This window comes from Flavobacterium poyangense (assembly GCF_011751075.1).
GTDB classification, from domain to species: Bacteria; Bacteroidota; Bacteroidia; order Flavobacteriales; family Flavobacteriaceae; genus Flavobacterium; species Flavobacterium poyangense.
Genome location: NZ_JAALLN010000002.1, coordinates 488082 through 510192, shown reverse-complemented (window position 1 = coordinate 510192; position 22111 = coordinate 488082). Strand labels below are relative to the sequence as shown.

Annotated in this window: 17 protein-coding genes; 8 read left to right on the top strand and 9 right to left on the bottom strand. The window is 35.3% G+C overall.

Annotated features, from left to right (window positions below; translation table 11 throughout):
- Positions 1 to 4 precede the first annotated feature (4 nt).
- The 8 genes from G3A47_RS07020 (at position 5) to dusB (ending at position 11649) form a co-directional block, all read left to right on the top strand.
- Positions 5 to 376, top strand: a complete 372-nt coding sequence (locus G3A47_RS07020; protein ID WP_166921470.1) for a 3-hydroxyacyl-ACP dehydratase — start codon at positions 5 to 7, stop codon at positions 374 to 376.
- Between the two features lie 2 nt (positions 377 to 378).
- Positions 379 to 864 (top strand): hypothetical protein, encoded by a 486-nt coding sequence (locus G3A47_RS07015; protein ID WP_166921469.1) that lies wholly within the window; start codon positions 379 to 381, stop codon positions 862 to 864.
- 18 nt (positions 865 to 882) lie between these two features.
- Positions 883 to 2061 carry a DUF2062 domain-containing protein gene (locus G3A47_RS07010; RefSeq protein WP_166921468.1) on the top strand — a complete coding sequence of 393 codons (1179 nt, stop codon included), beginning with the start codon at positions 883 to 885 and terminating at the stop codon, positions 2059 to 2061.
- A 167-nt stretch (positions 2062 to 2228) separates the two neighbouring features.
- The gene (locus tag G3A47_RS07005; protein ID WP_166921467.1) at positions 2229 to 5909 is read left to right on the top strand and encodes a 1-acyl-sn-glycerol-3-phosphate acyltransferase; all 3681 of its coding nucleotides are present in this window, start codon (positions 2229 to 2231) and stop codon (positions 5907 to 5909) included.
- Position 5910: 1 nt separating this feature from the next.
- Positions 5911 to 7428, top strand: coding sequence for a phytoene desaturase family protein (locus G3A47_RS07000; RefSeq protein ID WP_166921466.1), 1518 nt, complete (start codon positions 5911 to 5913; stop codon positions 7426 to 7428).
- A 9-nt stretch (positions 7429 to 7437) separates the two neighbouring features.
- The gene (locus G3A47_RS06995) at positions 7438 to 9099 is read left to right on the top strand and encodes a C45 family autoproteolytic acyltransferase/hydolase (protein ID WP_166921465.1); all 1662 of its coding nucleotides are present in this window, start codon (positions 7438 to 7440) and stop codon (positions 9097 to 9099) included.
- 2 nt (positions 9100 to 9101) lie between these two features.
- A complete protein-coding gene (locus tag G3A47_RS06990) occupies positions 9102 to 10391 on the top strand; it encodes a phenylacetate--CoA ligase family protein (protein ID WP_208328342.1) in 1290 nt (429 codons plus the stop codon).
- A 265-nt stretch (positions 10392 to 10656) separates the two neighbouring features.
- Positions 10657 to 11649: a tRNA dihydrouridine synthase DusB gene (dusB, locus tag G3A47_RS06985; RefSeq protein WP_166921463.1), complete on the top strand. Its 993-nt coding sequence runs from the start codon at positions 10657 to 10659 to the stop codon at positions 11647 to 11649.
- A 245-nt stretch (positions 11650 to 11894) separates the two neighbouring features.
- Here the strand turns inward: dusB and G3A47_RS06980 are convergent, their stop codons facing one another.
- The 9 genes from G3A47_RS06980 to G3A47_RS06940 all read right to left on the bottom strand — a co-directional run bounded on the left by G3A47_RS06980 (position 11895) and on the right by G3A47_RS06940 (position 22051).
- On the bottom strand, positions 11895 to 13322 hold the full coding sequence (locus G3A47_RS06980) for an MATE family efflux transporter (protein WP_166921462.1): 1428 nt from the start codon (positions 13320 to 13322) through the stop codon (positions 11895 to 11897).
- Positions 13323 to 13660: 338 nt separating this feature from the next.
- A complete protein-coding gene (locus tag G3A47_RS06975; RefSeq protein WP_166921461.1) occupies positions 13661 to 14860 on the bottom strand; it encodes an ABC transporter permease in 1200 nt (399 codons plus the stop codon).
- A 1-nt stretch (position 14861) separates the two neighbouring features.
- Complete coding sequence (gene rbfA / locus G3A47_RS06970) at positions 14862 to 15254, bottom strand: 30S ribosome-binding factor RbfA (protein WP_166921460.1); 393 nt, start codon at positions 15252 to 15254, stop codon at positions 14862 to 14864.
- A 294-nt stretch (positions 15255 to 15548) separates the two neighbouring features.
- Entirely contained in the window at positions 15549 to 16802 is a 1254-nt protein-coding gene (locus G3A47_RS06965) for a murein hydrolase activator EnvC family protein (protein WP_166921459.1), read from the bottom strand.
- A 23-nt stretch (positions 16803 to 16825) separates the two neighbouring features.
- A complete protein-coding gene (locus G3A47_RS06960; protein WP_166921458.1) occupies positions 16826 to 17605 on the bottom strand; it encodes a DUF4292 domain-containing protein in 780 nt (259 codons plus the stop codon).
- Positions 17606 to 17611: 6 nt separating this feature from the next.
- Positions 17612 to 18961 carry a tetratricopeptide repeat protein gene (locus G3A47_RS06955; protein ID WP_166921457.1) on the bottom strand — a complete coding sequence of 450 codons (1350 nt, stop codon included), beginning with the start codon at positions 18959 to 18961 and terminating at the stop codon, positions 17612 to 17614.
- A gap of 43 nt (positions 18962 to 19004) precedes the next feature.
- Complete coding sequence (locus tag G3A47_RS06950) at positions 19005 to 20021, bottom strand: sugar phosphate nucleotidyltransferase (protein ID WP_166921456.1); 1017 nt, start codon at positions 20019 to 20021, stop codon at positions 19005 to 19007.
- Between the two features lie 89 nt (positions 20022 to 20110).
- Positions 20111 to 20545 (bottom strand): dUTP diphosphatase, encoded by a 435-nt coding sequence (gene dut / locus G3A47_RS06945; RefSeq protein WP_166921455.1) that lies wholly within the window; start codon positions 20543 to 20545, stop codon positions 20111 to 20113.
- 45 nt (positions 20546 to 20590) lie between these two features.
- A complete protein-coding gene (locus G3A47_RS06940) occupies positions 20591 to 22051 on the bottom strand; it encodes a lipopolysaccharide biosynthesis protein (RefSeq protein ID WP_166921454.1) in 1461 nt (486 codons plus the stop codon).
- Between the last annotated feature and the right edge of the window lie 60 nt (positions 22052 to 22111).

The following is a 22111-nucleotide window of genomic DNA, read 5'->3' as shown; positions in this document are numbered from 1 at the left end:
AAATATGGTTTTAAAAGATTTTTACACAATACTTTCGGAGGAAAAAATATCCGATTCGAAATACACTTTCACGATTTTGGTCAATGAAAAACACGAAATTTTCAAAGGCCATTTTCCGGGAAATCCCATTATGCCCGGTGTTTGCATGATTCAGATGATCAAAGAACTTACAGAATCAATCACTAAAAGTACTTTGATGATTCAAACGCTTGCCAATGTAAAATTCATGGCGCTTATCAACCCTGAAGCGACTCCTGAATTGCGTTTGGAACTGGATATTGCAACTACCGAAGATGATTTGGTTAAAGTAAAGAATACTACTTATTTTAATGATACTGTAGCTTTAAAACTAAGCAACACTTACAAAAAAATATAACTATGAAACTTTTACTCTCCTTATTTTTGTGGTTTAGTTTTATCGGTAATCCGGATTTGGCAGCTATCCGTAAACTTTATCCTGACGTTAATAAATCAGAAGCTAATGCTAAAAGTTTTGTAGAAAAGTTATCCGGTGTTTCAAACAATGATGACAAAATCTTAGTAGCCTACAAAGCTGCTGCAATCCTTTTGGATTCTAAATTTGAAAAAAAACTAAAAGAAAAAATGAATCGTTTTAAGGAAGGGGCAAAATTATTGGAATCAACTATTGCAAGTGAACCGAACAATATTGAAATCCGGATGATTCGATTGAGTATTCAGGAAAATGTACCGGGAATTACGGGTTACAAAAAAAACATCAAAGAGGACAAAAAATATATTACCACTCATTACAGCGAACAAAATACAGCTTTAAAAGAATACCTAAAAGATTTTGTTTTACAATCTAAAAGTTTCTCCGACAAAGAGAAGCAATTTGTAAAGTAAACAAAGAAAAATCTCCCCATGAAACCTACGTCAATACAACAAGATAACATTAATTCAACACATTTTTGTGTTCTTGTTCCCACGTACAACAACCACAAAACATTAAGAAAAGTCTTAGATTCCGTGCTGGATTTTACTCCAAATATCATCATAATCAACGACGGCTCTACCGATACAACCGCTGAAATATTAAAAGACTATTCGCAGTTAACTCAAATTCACCACGCCAAAAATTCAGGAAAAGGAATGGCTTTGAGGAATGGTTTCAAAAAAGCCATTGAAATGAATTTTGAATATGCCATCACAATCGATTCAGATGGTCAGCATTTTGCTACTGATATTCCTAATTTTCTTGCTGAAATTGAAAAAGCCCCTAATTCTTTATTGATTGGGAGCCGAAATATGACACAGGAAAATGTGCCTAAAAAAAGCAGTTTTGGTAATAAATTTTCTAATTTTTGGTTTTGGTTTGAAACCGGAATTAAACTTGACGATACCCAATCCGGTTTCCGACTGTATCCGTTACAACTAATCCCGAAGAAATACTATACAAATAAATTTGAATTTGAAATTGAAGTTATTGTTCGCTCTGCCTGGAAAGGAATTGCAGTAAAAAATATCCCAATCCAAATTTTATATGATCCTGCGGAGAGAGTTTCTCATTTTCGTCCTTTCAAAGATTTTACACGGATCAGTATTTTAAATACAGTTTTGGTTGTCAATGCCCTTTTGTATATTAAACCACGGGACTTCGTTCGAAAAGCAAAAAAAAAAGGTTTTAAAAGGTTCCTTCTAGAAGATATTTTAGAAAGCAGTGATTCTAATTTTAAAAAAGCAGCTGCCATTGCATTGGGTATTTTCATCGGAATTTCGCCTTTCTGGGGATTTCAAACCGTATTGCTTTTGTTCTTTGCCACGCTTTTCAAACTAAACAAAGTCATTGCTTATCTGTCATCCAATGTGAGTTTCCCTCCTTTTATTCCGTTTATAATTTACGGCTCTTTAAAAATGGGAAGCTATTTTGTGTCTGCAGATGCGCCATTGGTTTTAGATAGTTCAGTAACGTTTGATGATATTCAGAAAAACGCAACACAATATATCGTTGGAAGTCTTATTTTAGCAACCGTTTCAGCACTGTCAGTGGGTCTTATCAGTTATGTACTTTTGACCGTTTTCAGTTCCAAAAACAAAAATTAAATCGCATTTTGCCACAGATTAAAGGATTAAAAAGATTTTTTTTGCCACTAATTGCACGAATTAGCACGAATTGATTTGTGTCAATACGTGAAATTAGTGTTAATCAATTCTGGATTTGAAATCAATCTAATCGTTTTAATCTGTGGCAAAAAAACAAACTAATAATTATGCATCACTATTTCTACGCCATTCACTTATTTGTAAACCGAAGAAAAAAACTCTCGGTTGTATTGGCAATTGCGATGCTTATTGTGTTTGGCTTTTTTGCTTCTCAGATCAAATTTGAAGAGGACATTACCAAAATTATCCCCACTAACGACAAAGCAGATGTTACGGCAAAAGTGCTTAAACAACTTAATTTTGCCGATAAAATTACCGTCATTTTCAAACTCGAAAAAAACGGAACCGAAGAAGATTTAACAGAAATGGCGACTGCTTTTTCTGACAGTGTTGCGGTATCGTGTAAACCTTATGTAACCGGAATTCAGGGAAAAATCGACGAAGAAAACATTCAGGAAACTATCGATTTTGTTTACCACAACCTGCCCCTTTTTCTCGATACTAAAGATTATACCGCAATTCAGAACAAACTTCAAAAAGACAGTATTGCGTCGACCGTTCAGGGCAATTATAAATCGATCATTTCGCCTTCAGGATTTGTTACCAAAGATTTTATTTTGCAGGACCCTTTGGGAATTTCTTTTATTGCTTTAAAAAAATTACAGCAACTAAATGTAGGTGACGATTTTACGCTCAACAATGGTTTTGTAATGACCAAAGACAAAAAGAAATTATTACTCTTTATTACCTCAAATCTTCCGTCGAGTGAAACCGAAAAGAATACGATTTTTGCTGCTAAACTTAAATCCATTCAGGATCATCTGAATCAGAAATTTAAAACCAAAACTACTATCAGTTATTTTGGTTCGGCTTTAATTGCGGTTGCCAATGCCAAACAAATCAAAGGTGATATTATACTCACGACAACTATTGCAATGGTCACCTTAATGTTGATCCTGATTTTGTTTTACCGAAAAATACTCATTCCGTTAATCATTTTTCTGCCGACTGTTTTTGGTGGTCTGTTTGCAGTCGCTTTTTTGTATTTTATAAAAGATCAGATCTCCGCCATCTCACTCGGAATTGGTTCTATTTTATTGGGAATCACAATTGATTATTCGATTCATATTCTCACACATTACAAACACAACAGCGATGTAAAAACATTATACAAAGACATTACGATGCCGGTCATCATGAGCAGTTCAACAACCGCTGTTGCCTTTCTGTGTCTGCTTTTTGTAAAATCTGATGCCTTAAATGATCTGGGAATCTTTGCAGCCGTGATTGTAATGGCTTCTGCTTTTTTCTCGCTTTTAATTGTTCCGCATTTGTACAAACCAAAAGAGACTAATTTAGAGCATAAAAAAAATGTGATCGATAAAATGGCGCATTTCTCTTTTCACAATAATAAATTCCTAATCGGGTTTTGTGTTCTAATTACTATTATTTGCTGCTTTACTTATAATGATGTAGGCTTCAATAATGATCTGTCACAATTGAATTTTGTTCCAAAAGAAATAAAAGCCGCCGAAAAAGATCTTGAAGAAAGTACCAGCCTGACCTCAAAAACAATTTATGTTGCCTCGTACGGGAAAAATATGGAGGAAGTGCTGCAAAACAACAGTCGCTTTTTTGCTCACTTAGCGAAAGAAAAGCAACAACAGAAAATATTAAACTTCAGTTCCGTTGGTGGTATTATGCTTTCACATTCAGCACAAAAACAAAAAATAGACCAATGGAATTCATTTTGGGATACTCAGAAAAAACAACTTCTACAATCCCAATTAGTTTCAGAAGGCTCCAAATTAGGTTTTAAACCAAACACTTACGCGACATTTTTTGAGCATCTGGATTACAATTTCAAACCCATTTCGGCAGCAGATTACCTAAAAATTCAGGCATTGCAATTGCATGAATTTATAACAGAAAAAAATGGTTTTTACACCATTTCAACCTTGGTAAAAGTTGCTCCCGAACAACGCGATCCTTTTATAAAATCAGCCGAGACGCAAAATGACCTGATTGCAATAGACCGTCAGCAGATGAATGAGACATTCTTTAGCACCTTAAAGACTGATTTTAATTCGTTGATTAATTATTCATTTGTAGCTGTAATTCTGATTTTATTTTTCTTTTTCAGAAGAATCGAATTGGTGATTGTTAGCTGTATTCCGATTGTGTTAACCGGAATTGTTACTGCCGGGATTATGGGCGTTTTTGGCATTCAGCTCAACATTTTCAGTATGATTGTCTGTACCCTGATTTTTGGTCATGGAGTTGATTTCAGTATTTTTATGACAAGTGCACTTCAGAAAGAATATACAACCGGAAAAAACGAAATTGCCATTTACAGAACTTCCATTATTCTGGCTGTCATCACTACTATTTTAGGAATTGGCGCGATGATCTTTGCCCGACATCCTGCTCTTAGATCTATTTCGTCGATCTCACTAATTGGGGTTTTTGCAGCTCTGATCATCACCTTTATATTCTATCCGATTCTGTTCAAACTGTTTTTGTCGAATCGACCAAAAAAAGGAAATGCTCCCTTTGAACTGCGTACTTTTATTCATGGTGTTTTGTCATTTGCCTATTACGGACTTGGTGGGCTTTTAATGTCACTTTTCAGTTTAATCATTATGCCGATTATTCCGTTGAATGAAAAAACGAAAATGAAAGGCTTTCGATATGCGATTTCAAAATTTATGAAATCGGTATTGTACACCAATCCTTATATCCACAAAAAAGTCATCAACAACTTTAATGAAAACTTTGAAAAACCGGCCATCATCATTGCAAACCATTCTTCTTTTCTTGATATTTTGTTGGTGGGTATGCTCAGTCCAAAAATTATATTTTTAGTAAATGACTGGGTTTACAATTCTCCTATTTTTGGTGCCACCGTCAGAAAAGCTGGCTTCTACCCCGTTTCTGAAGGGCTCGAAGGCGGTGTGGAACACTTACGCCAAAAAGTAAACGAAGGTTATTCGTTAATGATTTTCCCCGAAGGAACACGTTCCGAAAGCAATCAGATCAAACGTTTTCATAAAGGTGCTTTTTATCTGGCGGAAGAATTTAATTTAGATATCCTTCCCGTTTTGATTCACGGAGCTTCAGAAGCCATTCCGAAAGGAGATTTTGTCATTCACGATACTACCCTAACTGTTTCTGTTTTAGAAAGAATTACGCCTGAAAATCTTTCGTTTGGTAAAAATTACACCGAAAGAACCAAACAAATCGGGGCTTATTTTAAAGAAGAGTTTACTAAAATTCGTCACGAATTAGAAGGCCCGAAATATTTTAAAAAGATGCTTTTGCACAGTTATGATTATAAAGAAATTGAAATCGTAAACAGCGTAAAAAGAGACCTGAAAACAAATTTAAAAACCTATCACAGCCTGAACCAACAGCTGTCGATGAAGGCCAAAATATTACATTTATCAAACGATTATGGACAATTGGACGTTTTATTGACGTTACAAGAGCCACAACGAAAAATATACTCATACAATAAAGACGAAGAAAAATTGGCTGTCGCAAAAACCAATTACATCGTTTCAAAAAGAAAAATTACGTATCCTGAGAATTTTGATTCCGCTTTAAAGAATCAATACGATACCGTTTTAATTTCTGACGAAAACTATAAAAATGATCTTGAGAAAATCGTTGCTGTAACTTCTACCGTTATTTTAGTCGCGGCTTCAGGATTAAAAGACACTTTGATTAACTTTGGCTTTAATTCTGTTTTAGACAAAGACTCCATAATTGTATTAAAGAAAAACTAAGATGAAAGAGCATTACGATGTAGTAATTGTAGGAAGCGGTTTGGGCGGTTTGGTCTCGTCTATAATTCTGGCAAAAGAAGGCTATAGCGTTTGTGTACTAGAAAAAAACAATCAATACGGTGGAAATCTGCAAACTTTTGTGCGCGATAAAACCATATTTGACACCGGAATTCACTATATCGGAGGTCTGAGTGAAGGACAAAATCTGTATAAATATTTTAAGTATCTCGGGATCATTGACCATTTGAAATTAAAAAAAATGGACGAAAATGGTTTTGATATCATCTCTTTTGAGGACGATCAAAACGAATATCCGCATGCCCAGGGCTATGATAATTTTGTAAAACAATTAGAGCATTTTTTCCCTGAAGAAAAAACAAATATCGAAAAGTATTGCCATAAGCTAAGGTCAATCTGCGATTCGTTCCCACTATATAATCTGGAATCGGAAGGCAAATATGACAATGCCATTTTAGAATTAAATGCCAAAGAAACCATAGACGAATTTACACAAAACGAAAAGCTAAGAGCTGTTCTAAGTGGTTCTAATTTTCTCTACGCCGGAATTGCAGACAAGTCCCCTTTTTATGTTCATGCGCTATCGGTAAACTCTTATATCCAGAGCTCCTGGCGTTGCATTAATGGCGGAAGTCAGATTACAAAGCAGTTATTAAAACAACTGAAAAAACACGGAGGAGAATTTTACAAACACAAAGAAGCCATTCATTTTCCTGTTGAAAACAACAAAGTAACTTCTGTGCAAATGAAAGACGGAACTCAGGTTTCGGGTACCTATTTTATTTCGAACATTGAGCCGAAAACTACTCTCAAAATGGTGGGAGAAGAAAATTTCAGGAAATCATTTTACAGCAGAATTCAAAGTCTTGAAGGTGTAATTTCGGCCTTCAGTCTTTATATTGTTTTTAAACCAAAAACGTTCAAATACATCAACCATAATTATTATCACTTCAAGAACAGTCAGGAAGTCTGGACTGCTCATGAATACGATGAAAGTTCCTGGCCGAAAGCCTATATGGCCTCTATGAATGCATCAAAAAAGGAAGAAGAATGGGCAGACGGGATGACCTTTATTACCTACATGAAATACGATGATGTTTCGCAATGGGCAGATACATATAATACTATCGTCCACCAAAACAATCGCGGGGAAAGTTATGACGAATTTAAAGCACGAAAAGCTGCCACTTTTTTAGATGAAATCGAAAAGAAATTTGTCGGAATCAAAGCTTGTATCCAATCGATACATACTTCTACCCCTCTTTCTTACCGGGATTATATTGGCGGTGACAGGGGCAATATGTACGGTTACGTCAAAGATGCGAGCAACCCGATGAAAACCCTCATTGCCTCAAAAACAAAATTAGACAATCTGTATCTCACCGGACAAAGCATCAATATGCATGGTGTTTTGGGCGTAACAATCGGAGCGGTTGTAACCTGCTCTGAAATTTTGGGGAAAGAATATCTGGTTTCCAAAATCAATCAAGAATCTGAATAAGTAAGCATTATGAAAAGCAGAATTGTACTTCTTTTCTTTATGAGTTTTTTAGGGTTACTAACTTCTTGTGGTATCTCAAAATCCAAACACCATTTACCGGATGTCGCTAATTATAATGCGGTAAAACCAATAGTGACAAAACAATCGGACAGCGTTTTTGTTTCCGGTAAAAATTCGTTTTTAAAAAACAAACAAGGTCTTTGGGAATTGTATGTCGAAGGAGATCCGCTTGAGATCGGACTCACCACAGGCGCCTTGACAGATTCTCTTTTAAAAAAACAAGAACAGATTTTTTTCTCTCGAATCGAGAATATTGTTCCTTCTAAATTTCAGCAGAATTTACTACGGAATTTTCTAAAATGGTACAACAGAAAATTGTATCTCCATGTTCCCAATGAATATCAGGCTGAAATTTATGGCATTTCGCAATATGCTTCGCATACTTTTGACAATCTCGCACCACAGTACCAACGTCATTTGTATCTTCATGGAGCACATGATATTGGACATGCCTTACAAGATTTAGCCTTAGTAGGTTGTTCTTCTTTTGCCGCCTGGAATGAAAAATCAGAGGACGGGAATTTGATTCTCGGACGCAATTTTGATTTTTATGTCAATGATGCTTTCGCAGAAAATAAAATTGTAGCCTTTATTAATCCAAAAGAAGGATATCCTTTTATGATGTTAACCTGGCCCGGAATGATTGGGGCTGTTTCAGGAATGAATAAAGAAGGGGTAACCGTAACCATAAATGCCGGAAAATCGAAAATTCCTTTGAGTGCCAAAACACCAATTTCTATACTAACAAGAGAAATTCTGCAACACGCACAAAACACAACCGAAGCAATTACTATTGCTAAAAAAAGGAAAGTATTTGTTTCAGAATCCATAATGGTTGGAAGTGCGCAGGATAACAAAGCCATTTTAATTGAAGTCTCGCCTGAAAAAATAGATGTTTACGATGTTCCAAACAGCAGTCAGTTAATCTGTTCCAATCATTTTCAAAGTACCGCTTTTAAAAACGACAGACGAAATCAATTTCAAATTGCCAACAGTCATTCGGAATATCGTTTTGAAAGAATACAGGAACTTCTTACCAAAAACCCAAAAATCAATCCTCAAATTGCATCTGAAATCCTCAGAAACAAAGAAGGTTTACAAAATGTTACTTTAGGTTATGGAAACGAAAAAGCGCTAAATCAGTTGATGGCGCATCATGGAATTATTTTCAAACCAAAAGAAAAAACAGTCTGGGTTTCAGCAAATCCGTATCAACTGGGTGAGTTTGTCTGTTACAATTTAGATTCTGTTTTTAAAGAAAGAAAAACAAATCCGGTTCTTTCATTTGAAGAAGAAAAGCACAACATCGCCAAAGATCCTTTCTTAGAAACAACGGCCTTCGAAAACTATAAAAAATTTAAAACGGAGGATCATAAAATAGATGTATACCTAAAAAATAAAACAAAAATTCCTTTTGATTTTATTCAGCAGTATCAATCTTTAAACCCGGATTATTGGGTTGTGTATTATAAAGCAGGGTTGTATTTTTACCAAAAGAAATACTTCAGACTTGCCAAAGAAAACTTTGAAAAAGCATTGACCAAAGAAATCACAACGGTTCCTCAGAAACAAGCCATTGAAAAATATTTAAAAAAACTCAAAAGAAAATGAACATGATTCCAGCAATAGAAAAGGATTCTTTAGAACAAATTAAATTTTTTCAGGAACAAAAATTAGCCGAACTTTTAGCTTATATCAGTCAACACTCTCCTTTTTACAAAAGACTTTTTGCAGAACAAAATATAGACCTCTCCAAAATAAAAACACTTGAAGATTTACAGCATTTACCGGTAACAACAAAAGAGGATTTACAACAATACAATGATGATTTTTTATGTGTTCCACAACATAAAATCATCGATTATGCCTCGACTTCAGGGACTTTAGGTGATCCTGTAACTTTTGGTTTAACCGATTCCGACCTGGACCGACTGGCTTATAATGAGGCCATCTCGTTTGCCTGTGCCGGAATAGCAGAAGGCGATGTGGTGCAGCTTATGACCACAATTGACCGTAAATTTATGGCCGGTTTAGCTTATTTTTTAGGATTGCGAAAACTAAAAGTAGGTGTTATTCGTGTAGGAGCGGGAATCCCGGAATTACAATGGGATTCTATTTTAAAATACAAACCTTCGTACTTAATAACGGTTCCTTCTTTTTTATTGAAGCTAATTGAATATGCCGAAATTCACGGAATAGATTATAATAATTCCAGCATCAAAGGTGCTATTTGCATTGGAGAATCCTTAAGAAATCAGGATTTTTCAATGAATACATTATCCAAAAAAATAACGGAACAATGGAATATTCAGTTGTTTTCGACTTATGCTTCTACCGAAATGAGTACCGCTTTTACAGAATGTGAACACGGAATCGGAGGGCATCATCATCCCGAACTGATTATTACAGAAGTTTTAGATGAAAATAATAACCCCGTAAAAAATGGTGAAGCCGGAGAATTAACCTTTACCACTTTAGGTATTGAGGCTATGCCATTACTGCGTTTTAAAACCGGAGATATTGTACAGCTTCATGATGAACCTTGTGCGTGCGGCAGAAACACCTTTCGCGTTGGTCCGGTAATTGGCCGTAAAAAACAAATGATCAAATATAAAGGTACGACGCTTTACCCACCGGCAATGAATGATGTGTTAAGCGACTTTGACAACATAGAAAATCATATTATCGAGATTTCTACAAACGATCTCGGAACAGATGAAATCCTTATAAAAATCGCCGTAAAAAATCAAACTCCAGAATTTTTACAAGAAATAAAAGACCACTTCAGAGCCAAACTAAGAGTGACACCAAAGATTGAATTCGCCTCAAAAGAGGTTTTAAATCCGCTCGTTTTTAACCCAATGAGCAGAAAACCGATTCGCTTTTTTGATTACAGAGTTTAATTAAAAAAGGCGCAAAGGCTCAGAGGGACAAAGGTTCAAAGTTTTTATTTCGTTTTTTAAAACATATAAGTGATGTAAGTTCATATAATTGGGGCGTTTTTTCTTCGTGAACTTATATCACTTATATGGTGAAATCAGGCTTTGAACCTCAGAACCTTTATAAATCAAAGTCTTAGAAACCTTTGTCCCTTTGGACCTTTGCAGCTTTGAACCTCAAATAACACCAATTCAAAGAAAAGTTGTAATTTTGCAAAAAATATTGAAGATGGTCAAGATTGGCAACATAGAATTACCCGAATTTCCTTTATTACTCGCACCGATGGAAGATGTGAGCGATCCACCGTTTCGCAGATTGTGCAAAACGCATGGCGCTGACTTAATGTATTCTGAATTTATTTCGTCGGAAGGATTGATTCGTGATGCTATCAAAAGTAGAATGAAGTTGGATATTTTTGATTACGAACGTCCGGTTGGAATTCAGATATTTGGTGGTGATGAAGAAGCAATGGCACTTTCGTCTAAAATTGTTTCTACTGTAAAACCGGATTTAGTGGATATCAATTTTGGATGTCCTGTAAAAAAAGTGGTTTGTAAAGGTGCCGGTGCCGGAGTTTTAAAAGATGTTGACCTGATGGTGCGTTTAACCAAAGCGGTTATTCGCAGTACCGATTTACCGGTAACCGTAAAAACACGATTAGGCTGGGATGATAGCTCTATTAATATTGATGAAGTTGCAGAAAGACTTCAGGATATTGGTGTACAGGCGTTGACCATTCATGCCAGAACACGTGCGCAGATGTACAAAGGTCATGCCGACTGGTCGCACATCGCCCGTGTAAAAAACAACCCGAGAATTACCATGCCTATTTTCGGAAACGGAGATATTGACAGTCCTGAAAAAGCCTTAAAATATAAAAACGAATACGGTATTGACGGGATCATGATTGGTCGTGCTGCCATTGGCTATCCGTGGATTTTTAACGAAATCAAACATTATTTTAATACTGGTGAGCGCTTACCTGCTCCAACGGTTGGTGATCGCGTTGAAGCCGCCAGAAATCACCTGCAATGGTCTATGGACTGGAAAGGCGAGCGTCTGGGAATTGTAGAAATGCGTCGTCATTATACCAATTATTTCAAAGGAATTCACTCTTTTAAAGAATACAAACAAAAATTGGTTACTACCGATGAACCTGAAAATCTTTTCGCTATTATGAAAGAAATCGAACAGGTTTATGCTGAATATCAGTTTGTTTAATTGCAATACAAATAATGTAAGTTTTATTTGAATTGCCTCCAGTTTTAACTGGAGATTATTAAGTAAAGCACAGAGGCTTTAGCCGAACTCTTTAAAGATTCGGCTAAAGCCTCTTTATTATTAATCAATTCTCCATCTCCAGTTAAAACTGGAGGCAATTGATATAAACCATTCAAAAAAAGATCTTACAATTTTCAAGTAATATGTATAAAAACCTTCAAATCTGAAGACTTCATTTTTTCATATTACACCTGAACGCGTTTCCACTTTCCTCTTTTGTAAAAGAAAATACCGGCGAGTGTAATAGCCGTTTCTGCAACCGGAATTGCAATGAAAACGCCTGTTGGTCCCATATTAAAATGTTTTGCTAAAACATAAGCCAACGGAATCTGAAATAACCAGAAACCAACAAAATTAATCCCTGTAGGTGTCCAGGTATCTCCCGCTCCGTTAAACGTATTGATTAAAACCATCCCGATTCCGTAAAAAACAAATCCGATACTCATAATTTGTAAAGCCTCAACAGCTATCATTTTTACCACTTCATCGTTTGTGAAAAATGAAATAATATACTCTCCGAAACACATGGTAAGTATCGTAATGCTTATCATAAATACAACATTGTATTTTGCTGTGGTATAAACTGATTTTTCAGCACGGTCAATTTGTTTGGCTCCTAAATTCTGACCCACCAAAGTGGCCGCGGCATTACTCAGTCCCCAAGCCGGAAGAATAAAAAACATCATTATTCTAAGTGCCGTCTGATAACCTGCCGATCCATGATCACCTCCGGTGGTAGCCACCAATTGCGCCAGAAAAATCCAACTGCAGGAAGCAATAACAAACTGCAATACACCCGGCGCCGCAATTTTAAGTAATGCATTGATCTGTTTGAAATCCGGAATTAAGTATGAAAGTTTCGTTTTTAAAACCCCATTTCCATAGAACAAATGATAAATCTGATACAAGACCCCAAAACTTCTTCCTAAAGTTGTGGCAATTGCTGCACCAACCAAACCAAATGCAGGAATTGTTCCGAAACCATTAATTAATATCGGACATAAAATAATATTACAGATATTGGCGATCCAAAGACTTTTCATTGCAATTGCCGCATTTCCTGCACCGCGAAAAATTCCGTTAATCAGGAATAAAAGGGTAATGCATAAACTTGAGCCAATCATAATCTGGGTATATCTAAAACCATGTTCGGCCGCCTCTATGGAAGCTCCCATAAAAAGAAGAATGTCTTTCGCATAGATAATTCCATAAATGCTCATAAAAACACTTAGCACAAATGCAATTGCAATGGCCTGCATACCCGCTTTTGCAGCTGCGACAGGATCTTTTTCCCCTATACGTCTTGCTACAACAGCCGTTGCAGCCATACTTAAGCCAATGTCAATAGAATATATAATGGTTAAAACCGACTCGGTTAATCCAACGGTTTGAATTGCAAAACTACTGTGCTCCAGATGTCCGACAAAATACAAATCGACCAATGCAAAAACAGATTCCATCATCATTTCCAGAACCATTGGAATGGCTAGTAGAATGACTGCTTTTTTAATGCTTCCGGCGGTATAATCAAAAGACTCGTCTCCTTTGATCGCTAATTTTAGGGTGGTGAAAATTTTAGAAAATAAATTCTTTTTTATAGTTGTTTCTGTCATGATATATTAAGATAAATGTAAAAACTGGCCCGAACGCAAAAGTCCGGACAGAAGAAAAAAACGTAAGTATCCTAATTATTCTAAAAAATAAAAATAGGATTAGGCAGAAACAATCATATGCTTGAATTTTTAAGAGGATAAATATAGGAATTATAAATTAGAAAAAAAATCCTTATAATCAGTGTCTTTTTGTGCCACAAATTTCACTAATTTCCACGAATTGATTTGAAATCAAATGTTAAATAATAATTATAATTCGTGAGAATTCATGCCATTAGTGGCTAACTTTTTGCCGTGAATTGATCTGAACCCGATTGTTGAATAGTATGAAGAAAGTACTAATCTAATAGTCTTTTGCTCACGCGGCTACTGGCAATTAAAGACGCTACAAAACCAAGAGAGATGATGGTTGCCATCACGATAAGTACATTTTCTACCGTAAAAACAACAGGATATGCCAAAGTTGGTGTAATCATAATCAGCTCATATTGTTGTTGCAGCACCACAAGAATAATCCCCAGAACAAGACCTACAACACCTCCAAAAACACTTAATAAAGTTCCCTGAAGCAAAAAAATCTTCCTCAGATGATTGATTTCCGTGCCCAGATTAAAAAGGGTTTTCAGGTTTCCTTTTTTGTCAAGGATCATCATAATCAAAGCTCCGATCAGATTAAAAAGCGCTACAATAATCACCAGCGTAAAAATCAGATAAACGGCAATATTTTCGGTGTTGAGCATTTTATACAAAGACTCATTGAGCTGTGCCCTGTTTTTTAAGGTAACCTTATTTTTAAAAATCGTTTCTAATTTAAGGTTAATCGCCTTTTCGTCGGCATTTTCCTTTAGATTAAATTCAACTCCCGAAATCTGATTCGGTTTATACATTAATAATTCCTGTGCCAAACCTAAATCGGTAAACACGTATTTAGAATCCAAATCTTCGCTAATGGAATAAATTCCGACCGGCAGAACGTCTGTTTTATTAAAGGCTTCTTCGGGGTTTTCAAAAGCGCCTTTTCCCGGTTTTGGAGCGAATATTTGCAATGGATTTTCAAAATCTAATATGCCCATCGAAAAATCTCTCGCAATTCCGTAACCAATCACAACCTGATACGTATCCGGTTTGAGCCATTGGCCATTAAAAAGTTTTTTTCTGATGTCGTTTACCACTACATAATTACTGTCGACTCCTTTTATGTAAGTCACTTGTTGTTTGTCTTTAAACAAAAACAAAACCCGTTCTTCAATAATTTTTGTATACGAAACAACTCCGTTAATTTGTTTGATTTGTTTTTCCTGATCGGGAGTAATCAAAAATGATTTTCCGTAGGTACTGGTCATTTTTAAATCAGGATCAATTTCATTGGTAAACGAAAGACTAAATACTTTTAGTCCGCTAAAAACGGATAATACCACAAACAAAGCCATTGTACCAACAATAATCCCCATGCTGGCAATATAATTGATAATATTGATAGCATTGTTTTTACTTCTGCTAAAAATGTAGCGTTTGGCTATGTAAAATGGGAAATTCAATTTATGATTTTCTTCTTTTTTCTAAAAGATCACGATTTTCAATTGGGTTCTCTCTGTTAGATAAGGCATTGTCAATTTTCTCAATATAATCTAAAGAGTCATCGATAAAGAATACCAAATTTGGTACACGACGCAATTGCAAACGTACTCTTTGTGATAAATCGTGTTTGATTAAAGTGGTATTCGATTTTATAGCCTCTAAAGTTTCTTTGGCTTTCTCCTGAGGAAAAATGCTTAAATATACGGTTGCCACCGATAGATCTGAAGTAACACTTACTTTGGATACTGAAATTACTAAATTGTTAATTCCGTTTTTTCGCACTTCACCTTGCAAAATATCAACCAAATCTTTTTGGATGACACCGCCTATTTTTTTCTGTCTATTTGTTTCCATACTGCAAAAATACTATTTTAAATTTCAATCAATGGCATTTCAAATAAACAATAGGCTGATTTTTGCATTCTGTTTTATTTTAAACCTTAACATGATTGTTGAATAGCTGTATAAATCAGAAAAAAACTTTTAATTAGTGGAATCTGTGGCTCTTTTTTTATTCTAAATTTTTGCGTGATTTCTCCGCACGTCGAAAGGACAAACTAATTCAATTCAAAACTTTTAAATCATCTGCTTGCTTTCTATATTTACTTAAAAAAGTTCATAAAAAAAGGGAGCTGAGCTCCCTTTTTCCTATCTATTTTGCAACCAGCCTTCCGGATTGTTGTTTGACGTATTTTGAAGAATCAAAAACTTAATGATTGTTTTTCCGGTATCCCCGCTTGTTCTTACTTTTCCAATACTTTGCTTGATATTGACTTTATCTCCTTTATTTACAAATACCTGACTTAAATTCTGATATACTGTAAAATAATCTCCATGCTGAATCATAACGGCTCTGTTAATTGGAGATAAAACCATAATACTCGCCACTTCTCCGGCAAATACGGCACGAGCATTTGCTCCTTGTTCTGTCGTAATTTCCACTCCTGAGTTGTGCACCGTTAATGATGGGTAAAGTGGGTGTGGCTGATCTCCGTAACCCAGAGAAATAAATCCTTTTTCTACCGGCCATGGCAATTTTCCTCTATTGGCTTTGAAATCGGCAGCTAAAATTTTCCCTTCCGGCGTCAATGCAATTTTAGAAGAAGAAACTGCTGTATTGGATGGCGCAGATCCCGGATTCTCTTTTGCTCTTTCTAATGCAGCTTTTCTGTTAGCCTCAGCAATCGCTTCACGAATCAGACGATCAATTTGTCTGTCTATTCTTTTTGCTTCCTGCTGTTTGCTTTTTGTATCTGCAATGATTTTATTTTTATCCTTTTTGATTGAGTTTACAAGCTTTTGTTGCTCCTTTTTCTCTATCTCTAAAGCGGAACGTTCTTTCTGGTTTTCTGCAATAATTTTTTTCTTGTCTTCTCTCTGACCGTTTAGTTTTCTGTTGAAACCCTCTAACTCGGCCGTTTTAGATTGAATTTCCAGACCTTGGTTTTTTCTGAAATTTGTATATTGTTTTAGATACTGCGCTCTTTTATAAGCCTGTAAAAAACTTTCTGAAGATAAAATAAACATAGCCCTGCTCTGTTCTGAACGGCTTTTATACGATTTAAGAATCATCTTGGCATAATCTTCTTTTAGAATCGTCAATTCTTTTTTGAGTTTATTAACCTTAACCTGGTTAATATACATATCGTTACTCAAAAGTCTCTCTTGCCTTGCCGTAGTATTGATCAGTTTCTCTTTGAGTTTGATTTTGTTCGCCTGAATTAAAAAAACATTTACCGCTGATTTTTCTTTTTTCTTAACGGATTGCAACATCTTTTCATTATCTCTGATTTCCTGTTGGATCTGAGCTTTACGTTGTTCCAGTTTTTCTTGTTGCGAATCTTGCGCCCACATCATTGTTGTGGCACATATAAAAATTAGACTTAGGAGAAATTTCGGCATGTTTCTTTTTTATTTTTGCAAATTTACTTAATTACAACCTTTTTATAGCCACTTGGCACGCTATAAGGAAAAGAAAGTTGTTCGTTGAATGAAATATTGTTGTAGTTTAAATTAATATCAGTTTTTCCTTTCGGCTGAATTGCATTAATCTCGATTGCTGTCGGCAGTATTCCCTGATCAAAAACTTTAGCATCAGAATATTTAATCTCTAACAGTCTGTTTTCAGAGGGTTGTGAGATTTGTTCTTTTTGCAACAAATATTTTTCCGGTTCCAAAAAGAACGCTTTTTTGATGTTTGTTTCTTTTAGATCTTCTAAACGAAAGAGGTTATCTACAATGGTTTGTGTATAATCTCCTTTTCTCAAATCCTCCAAAGCCTCGCCAACCAACAGGTTTTGTACTTTACCGTAATTCAATTCAGTCCCCAACCATTTGCTCAGACTTGTAAAATCGCCTTCATAATAGGTACTGTTTATTTTTTCATAATAACTTACCGATGTTGGAGTTATCAATGCTTTTGCCATGGTGATTCCCAGAAAACGAACACTTATTAAAATCTGTTTGTCTTTTTCGATTTTAATCTCAGCTGACACATTTTGACTTTGTTTTTCATCAACATACCTCGCACTTGCTTTTATGTAAACTGTTGAAAAATCTAATTTATTATCGTAATGTTTTTCAATTGCTCTTTTGTCTTTTTTTGCCTCAACAACTTCTGTTTTATTGTTTTGTACCGCAACGGCTTTAGATTTACAGGAAATCATAAAAACGGACATCAATAGTATTGCTATATACTTTTTCATTTCATTTTACTTTTTTTTCTTCAATAACTCATTAGCCTTCAAAAAGTATTCCTCTTTTTTCTTGGCATCACCCAACCCATTATAAGCCTCTCCTAACTGAATATTAAAATTTGATTCCAGTTTTACATCATCAACTACATAATCAAGTCCCATTTCTAAAACGGTTTTTGCATTTTTAAATTGCTTCAACTGATTGTTTCCCAAACCGGCATAATAATAAAATTGCGGTTGACTTGGATACACTTCAATCATATACATCGCCCTTTTTGTCATAGGCTCAAATTGCTTTGCTTGTGTATAAACGTCCAGCAAAAGTAAATTGGTCTCGCGATCGGTATCTGAATTTGATTTTAAATCTTTCTCATAATACTTAATCGCATTTTCAAATTGATTTTTACTGTGATAAAATTTCCCGATTTCTTTTGCTACATCAACTTCTTTATCATTGTCAAAATAAGAAATCGCTTTCTCCAAATCGGCAGCGTACTGTGGGTTTTTATTCACATAAATCAAAAATTCATTTAAGGTACGATGTTTTATTTTGGAATCAATTTTTGAACTTGATAAAATGACATTCATCGACTTAATTGCTTTATCAGCCTGATTGGCATCTAAATATCCTTTAAACAAACTTACCTGAGCCCATTCTGAAGTCGGAATTTCTTTTGCCAGTTGCCTGGCAACGTCTAAAGCTTTGTCTGTTTCTCCTCCTTTCGAATATAGAAAAATCAGGTTTACATAATTGGATTCTTCTTTTGGATTCTTTTTAATCTGATCGATCAGATTGCCAACCTCCGCATTTTGATATTTCCCCTGAGACAAAATCTGGCTTTTATAAATTTCACGATCTGATGATTTTCCAAACTTATCATTCATTTCGTTAATCGCAACCAATGCTTTATCGTACTGATTGGTTATCATATACAGTGAAATCAAATCGTCTTTGTACTCTTCATCAAATAAAATGATTCTTTGAATGGTTTCAATTGCCAGATTATAATTTTTGGTTTCAAAACTTACATCATAAATCCCGAGCCAAAACCATTTGTTTTTTGGATCCAGCTGCGTTGCTTTTTCAAAAGATTCCTGCGCATTTTTATAGTCTTTTAAAGCCAGGTAATTTTTCCCCAATTCAAAATAAGCTACTGCATCATTGGGTTTTAATTTAACACATTTCTGCAACGAAGCTATCGCTTTATCATAATTTTCAATTCCTTTTTGCTTTAATGATTCGTAAAAAGAGTCCAGATACTCGTCTGTTGCCATAGCGATATCTTCCGGTTCTGTCTGAGCCATAACCGATATATTGTTACCCAATAAAACAACAAACAAAATTACTAAAACTCCTTTTTTCATCCTTTTTATAATTTCATTCTCAAGCAAAAAAGCTATTATTAACCTATTCCAAAACCGAATAATCACCAATACTGATGCTGGTAAACTTACCATCATAGCTAACGTGATTTCCGATCATCGCATTGTCTAAATTAGCATTTTTTATTTGAGAAAACGTTTGTATCAAACTATTTTTAATGGTACTGTCAATTACATGACATCCTTTTCCTAACGAAACGTTTGGTCCTACGGTGGCGTTTTTCAACACTACATTTTCACCGATATAACAAGGAGGTATAATGGTTGCATTATCTAATTCTACACCAAAGTCTACTAAATGTTCGCCATCATTGTGCAAAAATCCAAGCATTCTGGTATTGGTTTCAACGGTTACATCTTTGTTACCACAGTCCATCCACTCATCGACACTTCCGGTTTTAAAAACTTTACCGTTAGCCATCATGGCTTTAATTCCGTCATTAATCTGATATTCTCCTCCGTTTTGAATATTGTTGTCTAAAACATTCTGAAGTTCTTTTTTCAAATCGCCAACTTCCTTGAAGTAGTAAATTCCGATAACGGCTAAATCACTTACAAACTCTTTTGGTTTTTCAACCAATTCGATAATTTCGTTATTCGGGTTTAATTTTACAACTCCAAAAGCTTCCGGTTCTTCTACTTGTTTTACCCAGATTACCGCATCAGCCGCCGGATCTAATTCGAAATCGGCTCTGATTAAAGTATCCGCGTACGCAATCACTGCCGGTCCGGATAACGATTCTTTCGCACACATAATCGCATGACCGGTACCCAAAGGTAAATCCTGACGGTAAATAGACGCTTTGGCTCCTAAACTTCCTGCCAGCTCTTCCAGACTTGCTACAAGATCGTCTCCAAAAAAAGCAGGATCTCCAAGTATAAAAGCGACTTCATCGATTGGTTCTTTTAATATTTCAGCAATGTCTTCCACCAAACGATGAACGATTGATTTTCCGGCAACCGGAATTAATGGTTTAGGAACAGTTAAAGTATGTGGTCTAAGTCTTGATCCGCGACCCGCCATTGGAACAATTATTTTCATTTGTTTTTTTATTTTTTATGGGAAGATTTAAAATCTTCAATTGGTTTGGTTTGTTGTAAAGTTTGTAAAAGTAAAATGGAGACTGAAAACTATTTCACCCCCGTGCTTCCAAAACCGCCTTCGCCTCTGGAGGTTTCAGAAAGTTCTTCTACTTCTACCCATTCTGCTCTTTCATGTTTTGCAACAATCAGCTGTGCAATTCTTTCACCGTTTTCGATTACGAAAACTTCATTTGATAAATTTACTAAAATTACACCTATTTCTCCTCTATAATCGGCATCTACAGTACCCGGAGAATTTAAAACTGTAATTCCTTTTTTTGCTGCGAGACCACTTCTTGGTCTTACCTGTGCTTCGTATCCGATTGGTAATTCAATAAAAAGTCCTGTTTTTACAATCGTTCTTTCTAATGGTTTTAACGCGATTGATTCTGTTAAATTAGCACGCAAATCCATTCCTGCAGATGCAATTGTTTCATAGTTTGGTAAATCGTGCTGTGATTTATTTATAATTTGTATTTTCATTTTTATATTAAATTCTAAAAAAACAAAATTGAATGTGACCCAATCTTATTTTCTATTCATAATTCCTTTGATAGTCTCCTTTTCATTGTGATAAACAAAATAAATAAAGAGTAAAAGTAACGGGATCCCAACGTAATATTTCTCTCTGAATCCGTAAAAAGAAATAGCAGAAAAAGCGATTGAAATTCCCAAATAAGCCCCAATTTTCTTCATATCGTAAGGAATCGGGTAATATCTGTTTCCTAAAACATACGATATTAACATCATACTTCCGTAAGCTGAAATAGTAGCGATAGCCGATCCGTAATAACTGTATACCGGGATCAGCAGGTAATTTAAAATCAACGTTACAATAGCACCAATAATAGAGATATATGCGCCGATTTTGGTTTGATCGGTCAGTTTATACCAAACCGATAAATTGTTGTAAATTCCTAAAAAGAAATTAGCAAGTATAATTAAGGGAACAACCTTCATGGCTTCCCAATAGGATTTATTGTCCAATAAAAGGAATTTCAGAAAATCTGCAAAAACAATTACGCCCAATAAAATTAAGGAACCAAAAATAACGAAGTACTTGGTGATAACTGCATAGGTTTGCGGTGCGTTGGCATTTTTGGCGTGGCTAAAAAAGAAAGGCTCAATACCAAGTCTAAAAGCAGTTGCAAACAAAACCATAAACAACCCTAACTTGTAACAGGCAGAATAAGCTCCAACTTCGGACTTTGCCAAATTTTCAGGCAGCAAATAACCCAATAAGATTTTATCAAAATGTTCGTTAACTGCAAAGGCAAGTCCGGCAACCAAAATAGGCAAACCGTATTTCATCATTTTTTTCCAAAGAACGGGATCGAACTTTCGTCCAAGTGAAAGATAATTTGGAGATAATACAACGAAAGTTGCTAAACTCGCCAACAAGTTGGCGATGAAAATATACGCAATCTGGAAATTCTCAAGATATAAATTATCCCAAACCGAATTAGGATTTGCAACCGCAAGTTTTGGCAAGTATATTAAAAAGAAAAAGTTTAACACCATGTTTATGACCACGTTTCCAATTTTTATTGCCGCATAAACCATAGGTCTCTGATTGGCTCTAAGCTTAGAAAAAGGTACTAAGACCAGTGCATCCAAAACTAAAATCCAAACCGAATACGTAATATACTGCGAGTCGACTTCTGCCCAGTTTGCCAGTGTGTTTCTAAAAATCAGTGCGGCAAACAAAAACCCGATTGAAGACCAGAATATGGATATGGTGGCAGTAGCAATAACATTCTTTTTATCGTCTTCTGCACTATAAAATCTAAAAAACGCCGTTTCCATTCCATAAGAAAGCACTACGTTAAAAAACACCATCCAGGATAAAACGATAGAAACTTCCCCATATTCTGCTGTTGGTAAAATACCGGTATACAAACGCACTAATAAAAAACTTAGCATTCTCGGCAACACCGTAGCTAGTCCATAAATAGCCGTTTGTTTAAATAGATTTTTATATAATCCCAAAATATACGTGTAATAAAGTTCGTAAAACAAAAATAACCAATTCTTTCGTTTATTATTGTT

Bases quoted from the DNA above. Each gene is read 5' to 3' on its own strand.
- G3A47_RS07010 (WP_166921468.1), top strand. From the start codon at position 883: ATGAAACCTACGTCAATACAACAAGATAACATTAATTCAACACATTTT.
- G3A47_RS06965 (WP_166921459.1), bottom strand. From the start codon at position 16,802: ATGCCGAAATTTCTCCTAAGTCTAATTTTTATATGTGCCACAACAATG.
- G3A47_RS07020 (WP_166921470.1), top strand. From the start codon at position 5: ATGGTTTTAAAAGATTTTTACACAATACTTTCGGAGGAAAAAATATCC.
- dusB (WP_166921463.1), top strand. From the start codon at position 10,657: ATGGTCAAGATTGGCAACATAGAATTACCCGAATTTCCTTTATTACTC.
- rbfA (WP_166921460.1), bottom strand. From the start codon at position 15,254: ATGGAAACAAATAGACAGAAAAAAATAGGCGGTGTCATCCAAAAAGAT.
- G3A47_RS06950 (WP_166921456.1), bottom strand. From the start codon at position 20,021: ATGAAAATAATTGTTCCAATGGCGGGTCGCGGATCAAGACTTAGACCA.
- G3A47_RS06960 (WP_166921458.1), bottom strand. From the start codon at position 17,605: ATGAAAAAGTATATAGCAATACTATTGATGTCCGTTTTTATGATTTCC.
- G3A47_RS06955 (WP_166921457.1), bottom strand. From the start codon at position 18,961: ATGAAAAAAGGAGTTTTAGTAATTTTGTTTGTTGTTTTATTGGGTAAC.
- G3A47_RS07015 (WP_166921469.1), top strand. From the start codon at position 379: ATGAAACTTTTACTCTCCTTATTTTTGTGGTTTAGTTTTATCGGTAAT.
- G3A47_RS06995 (WP_166921465.1), top strand. From the start codon at position 7,438: ATGAAAAGCAGAATTGTACTTCTTTTCTTTATGAGTTTTTTAGGGTTA.
- G3A47_RS07000 (WP_166921466.1), top strand. From the start codon at position 5,911: ATGAAAGAGCATTACGATGTAGTAATTGTAGGAAGCGGTTTGGGCGGT.
- G3A47_RS06990 (WP_208328342.1), top strand. From the start codon at position 9,102: ATGATTCCAGCAATAGAAAAGGATTCTTTAGAACAAATTAAATTTTTT.
- G3A47_RS07005 (WP_166921467.1), top strand. From the start codon at position 2,229: ATGCATCACTATTTCTACGCCATTCACTTATTTGTAAACCGAAGAAAA.
- G3A47_RS06980 (WP_166921462.1), bottom strand. From the start codon at position 13,322: ATGACAGAAACAACTATAAAAAAGAATTTATTTTCTAAAATTTTCACC.
- dut (WP_166921455.1), bottom strand. From the start codon at position 20,545: ATGAAAATACAAATTATAAATAAATCACAGCACGATTTACCAAACTAT.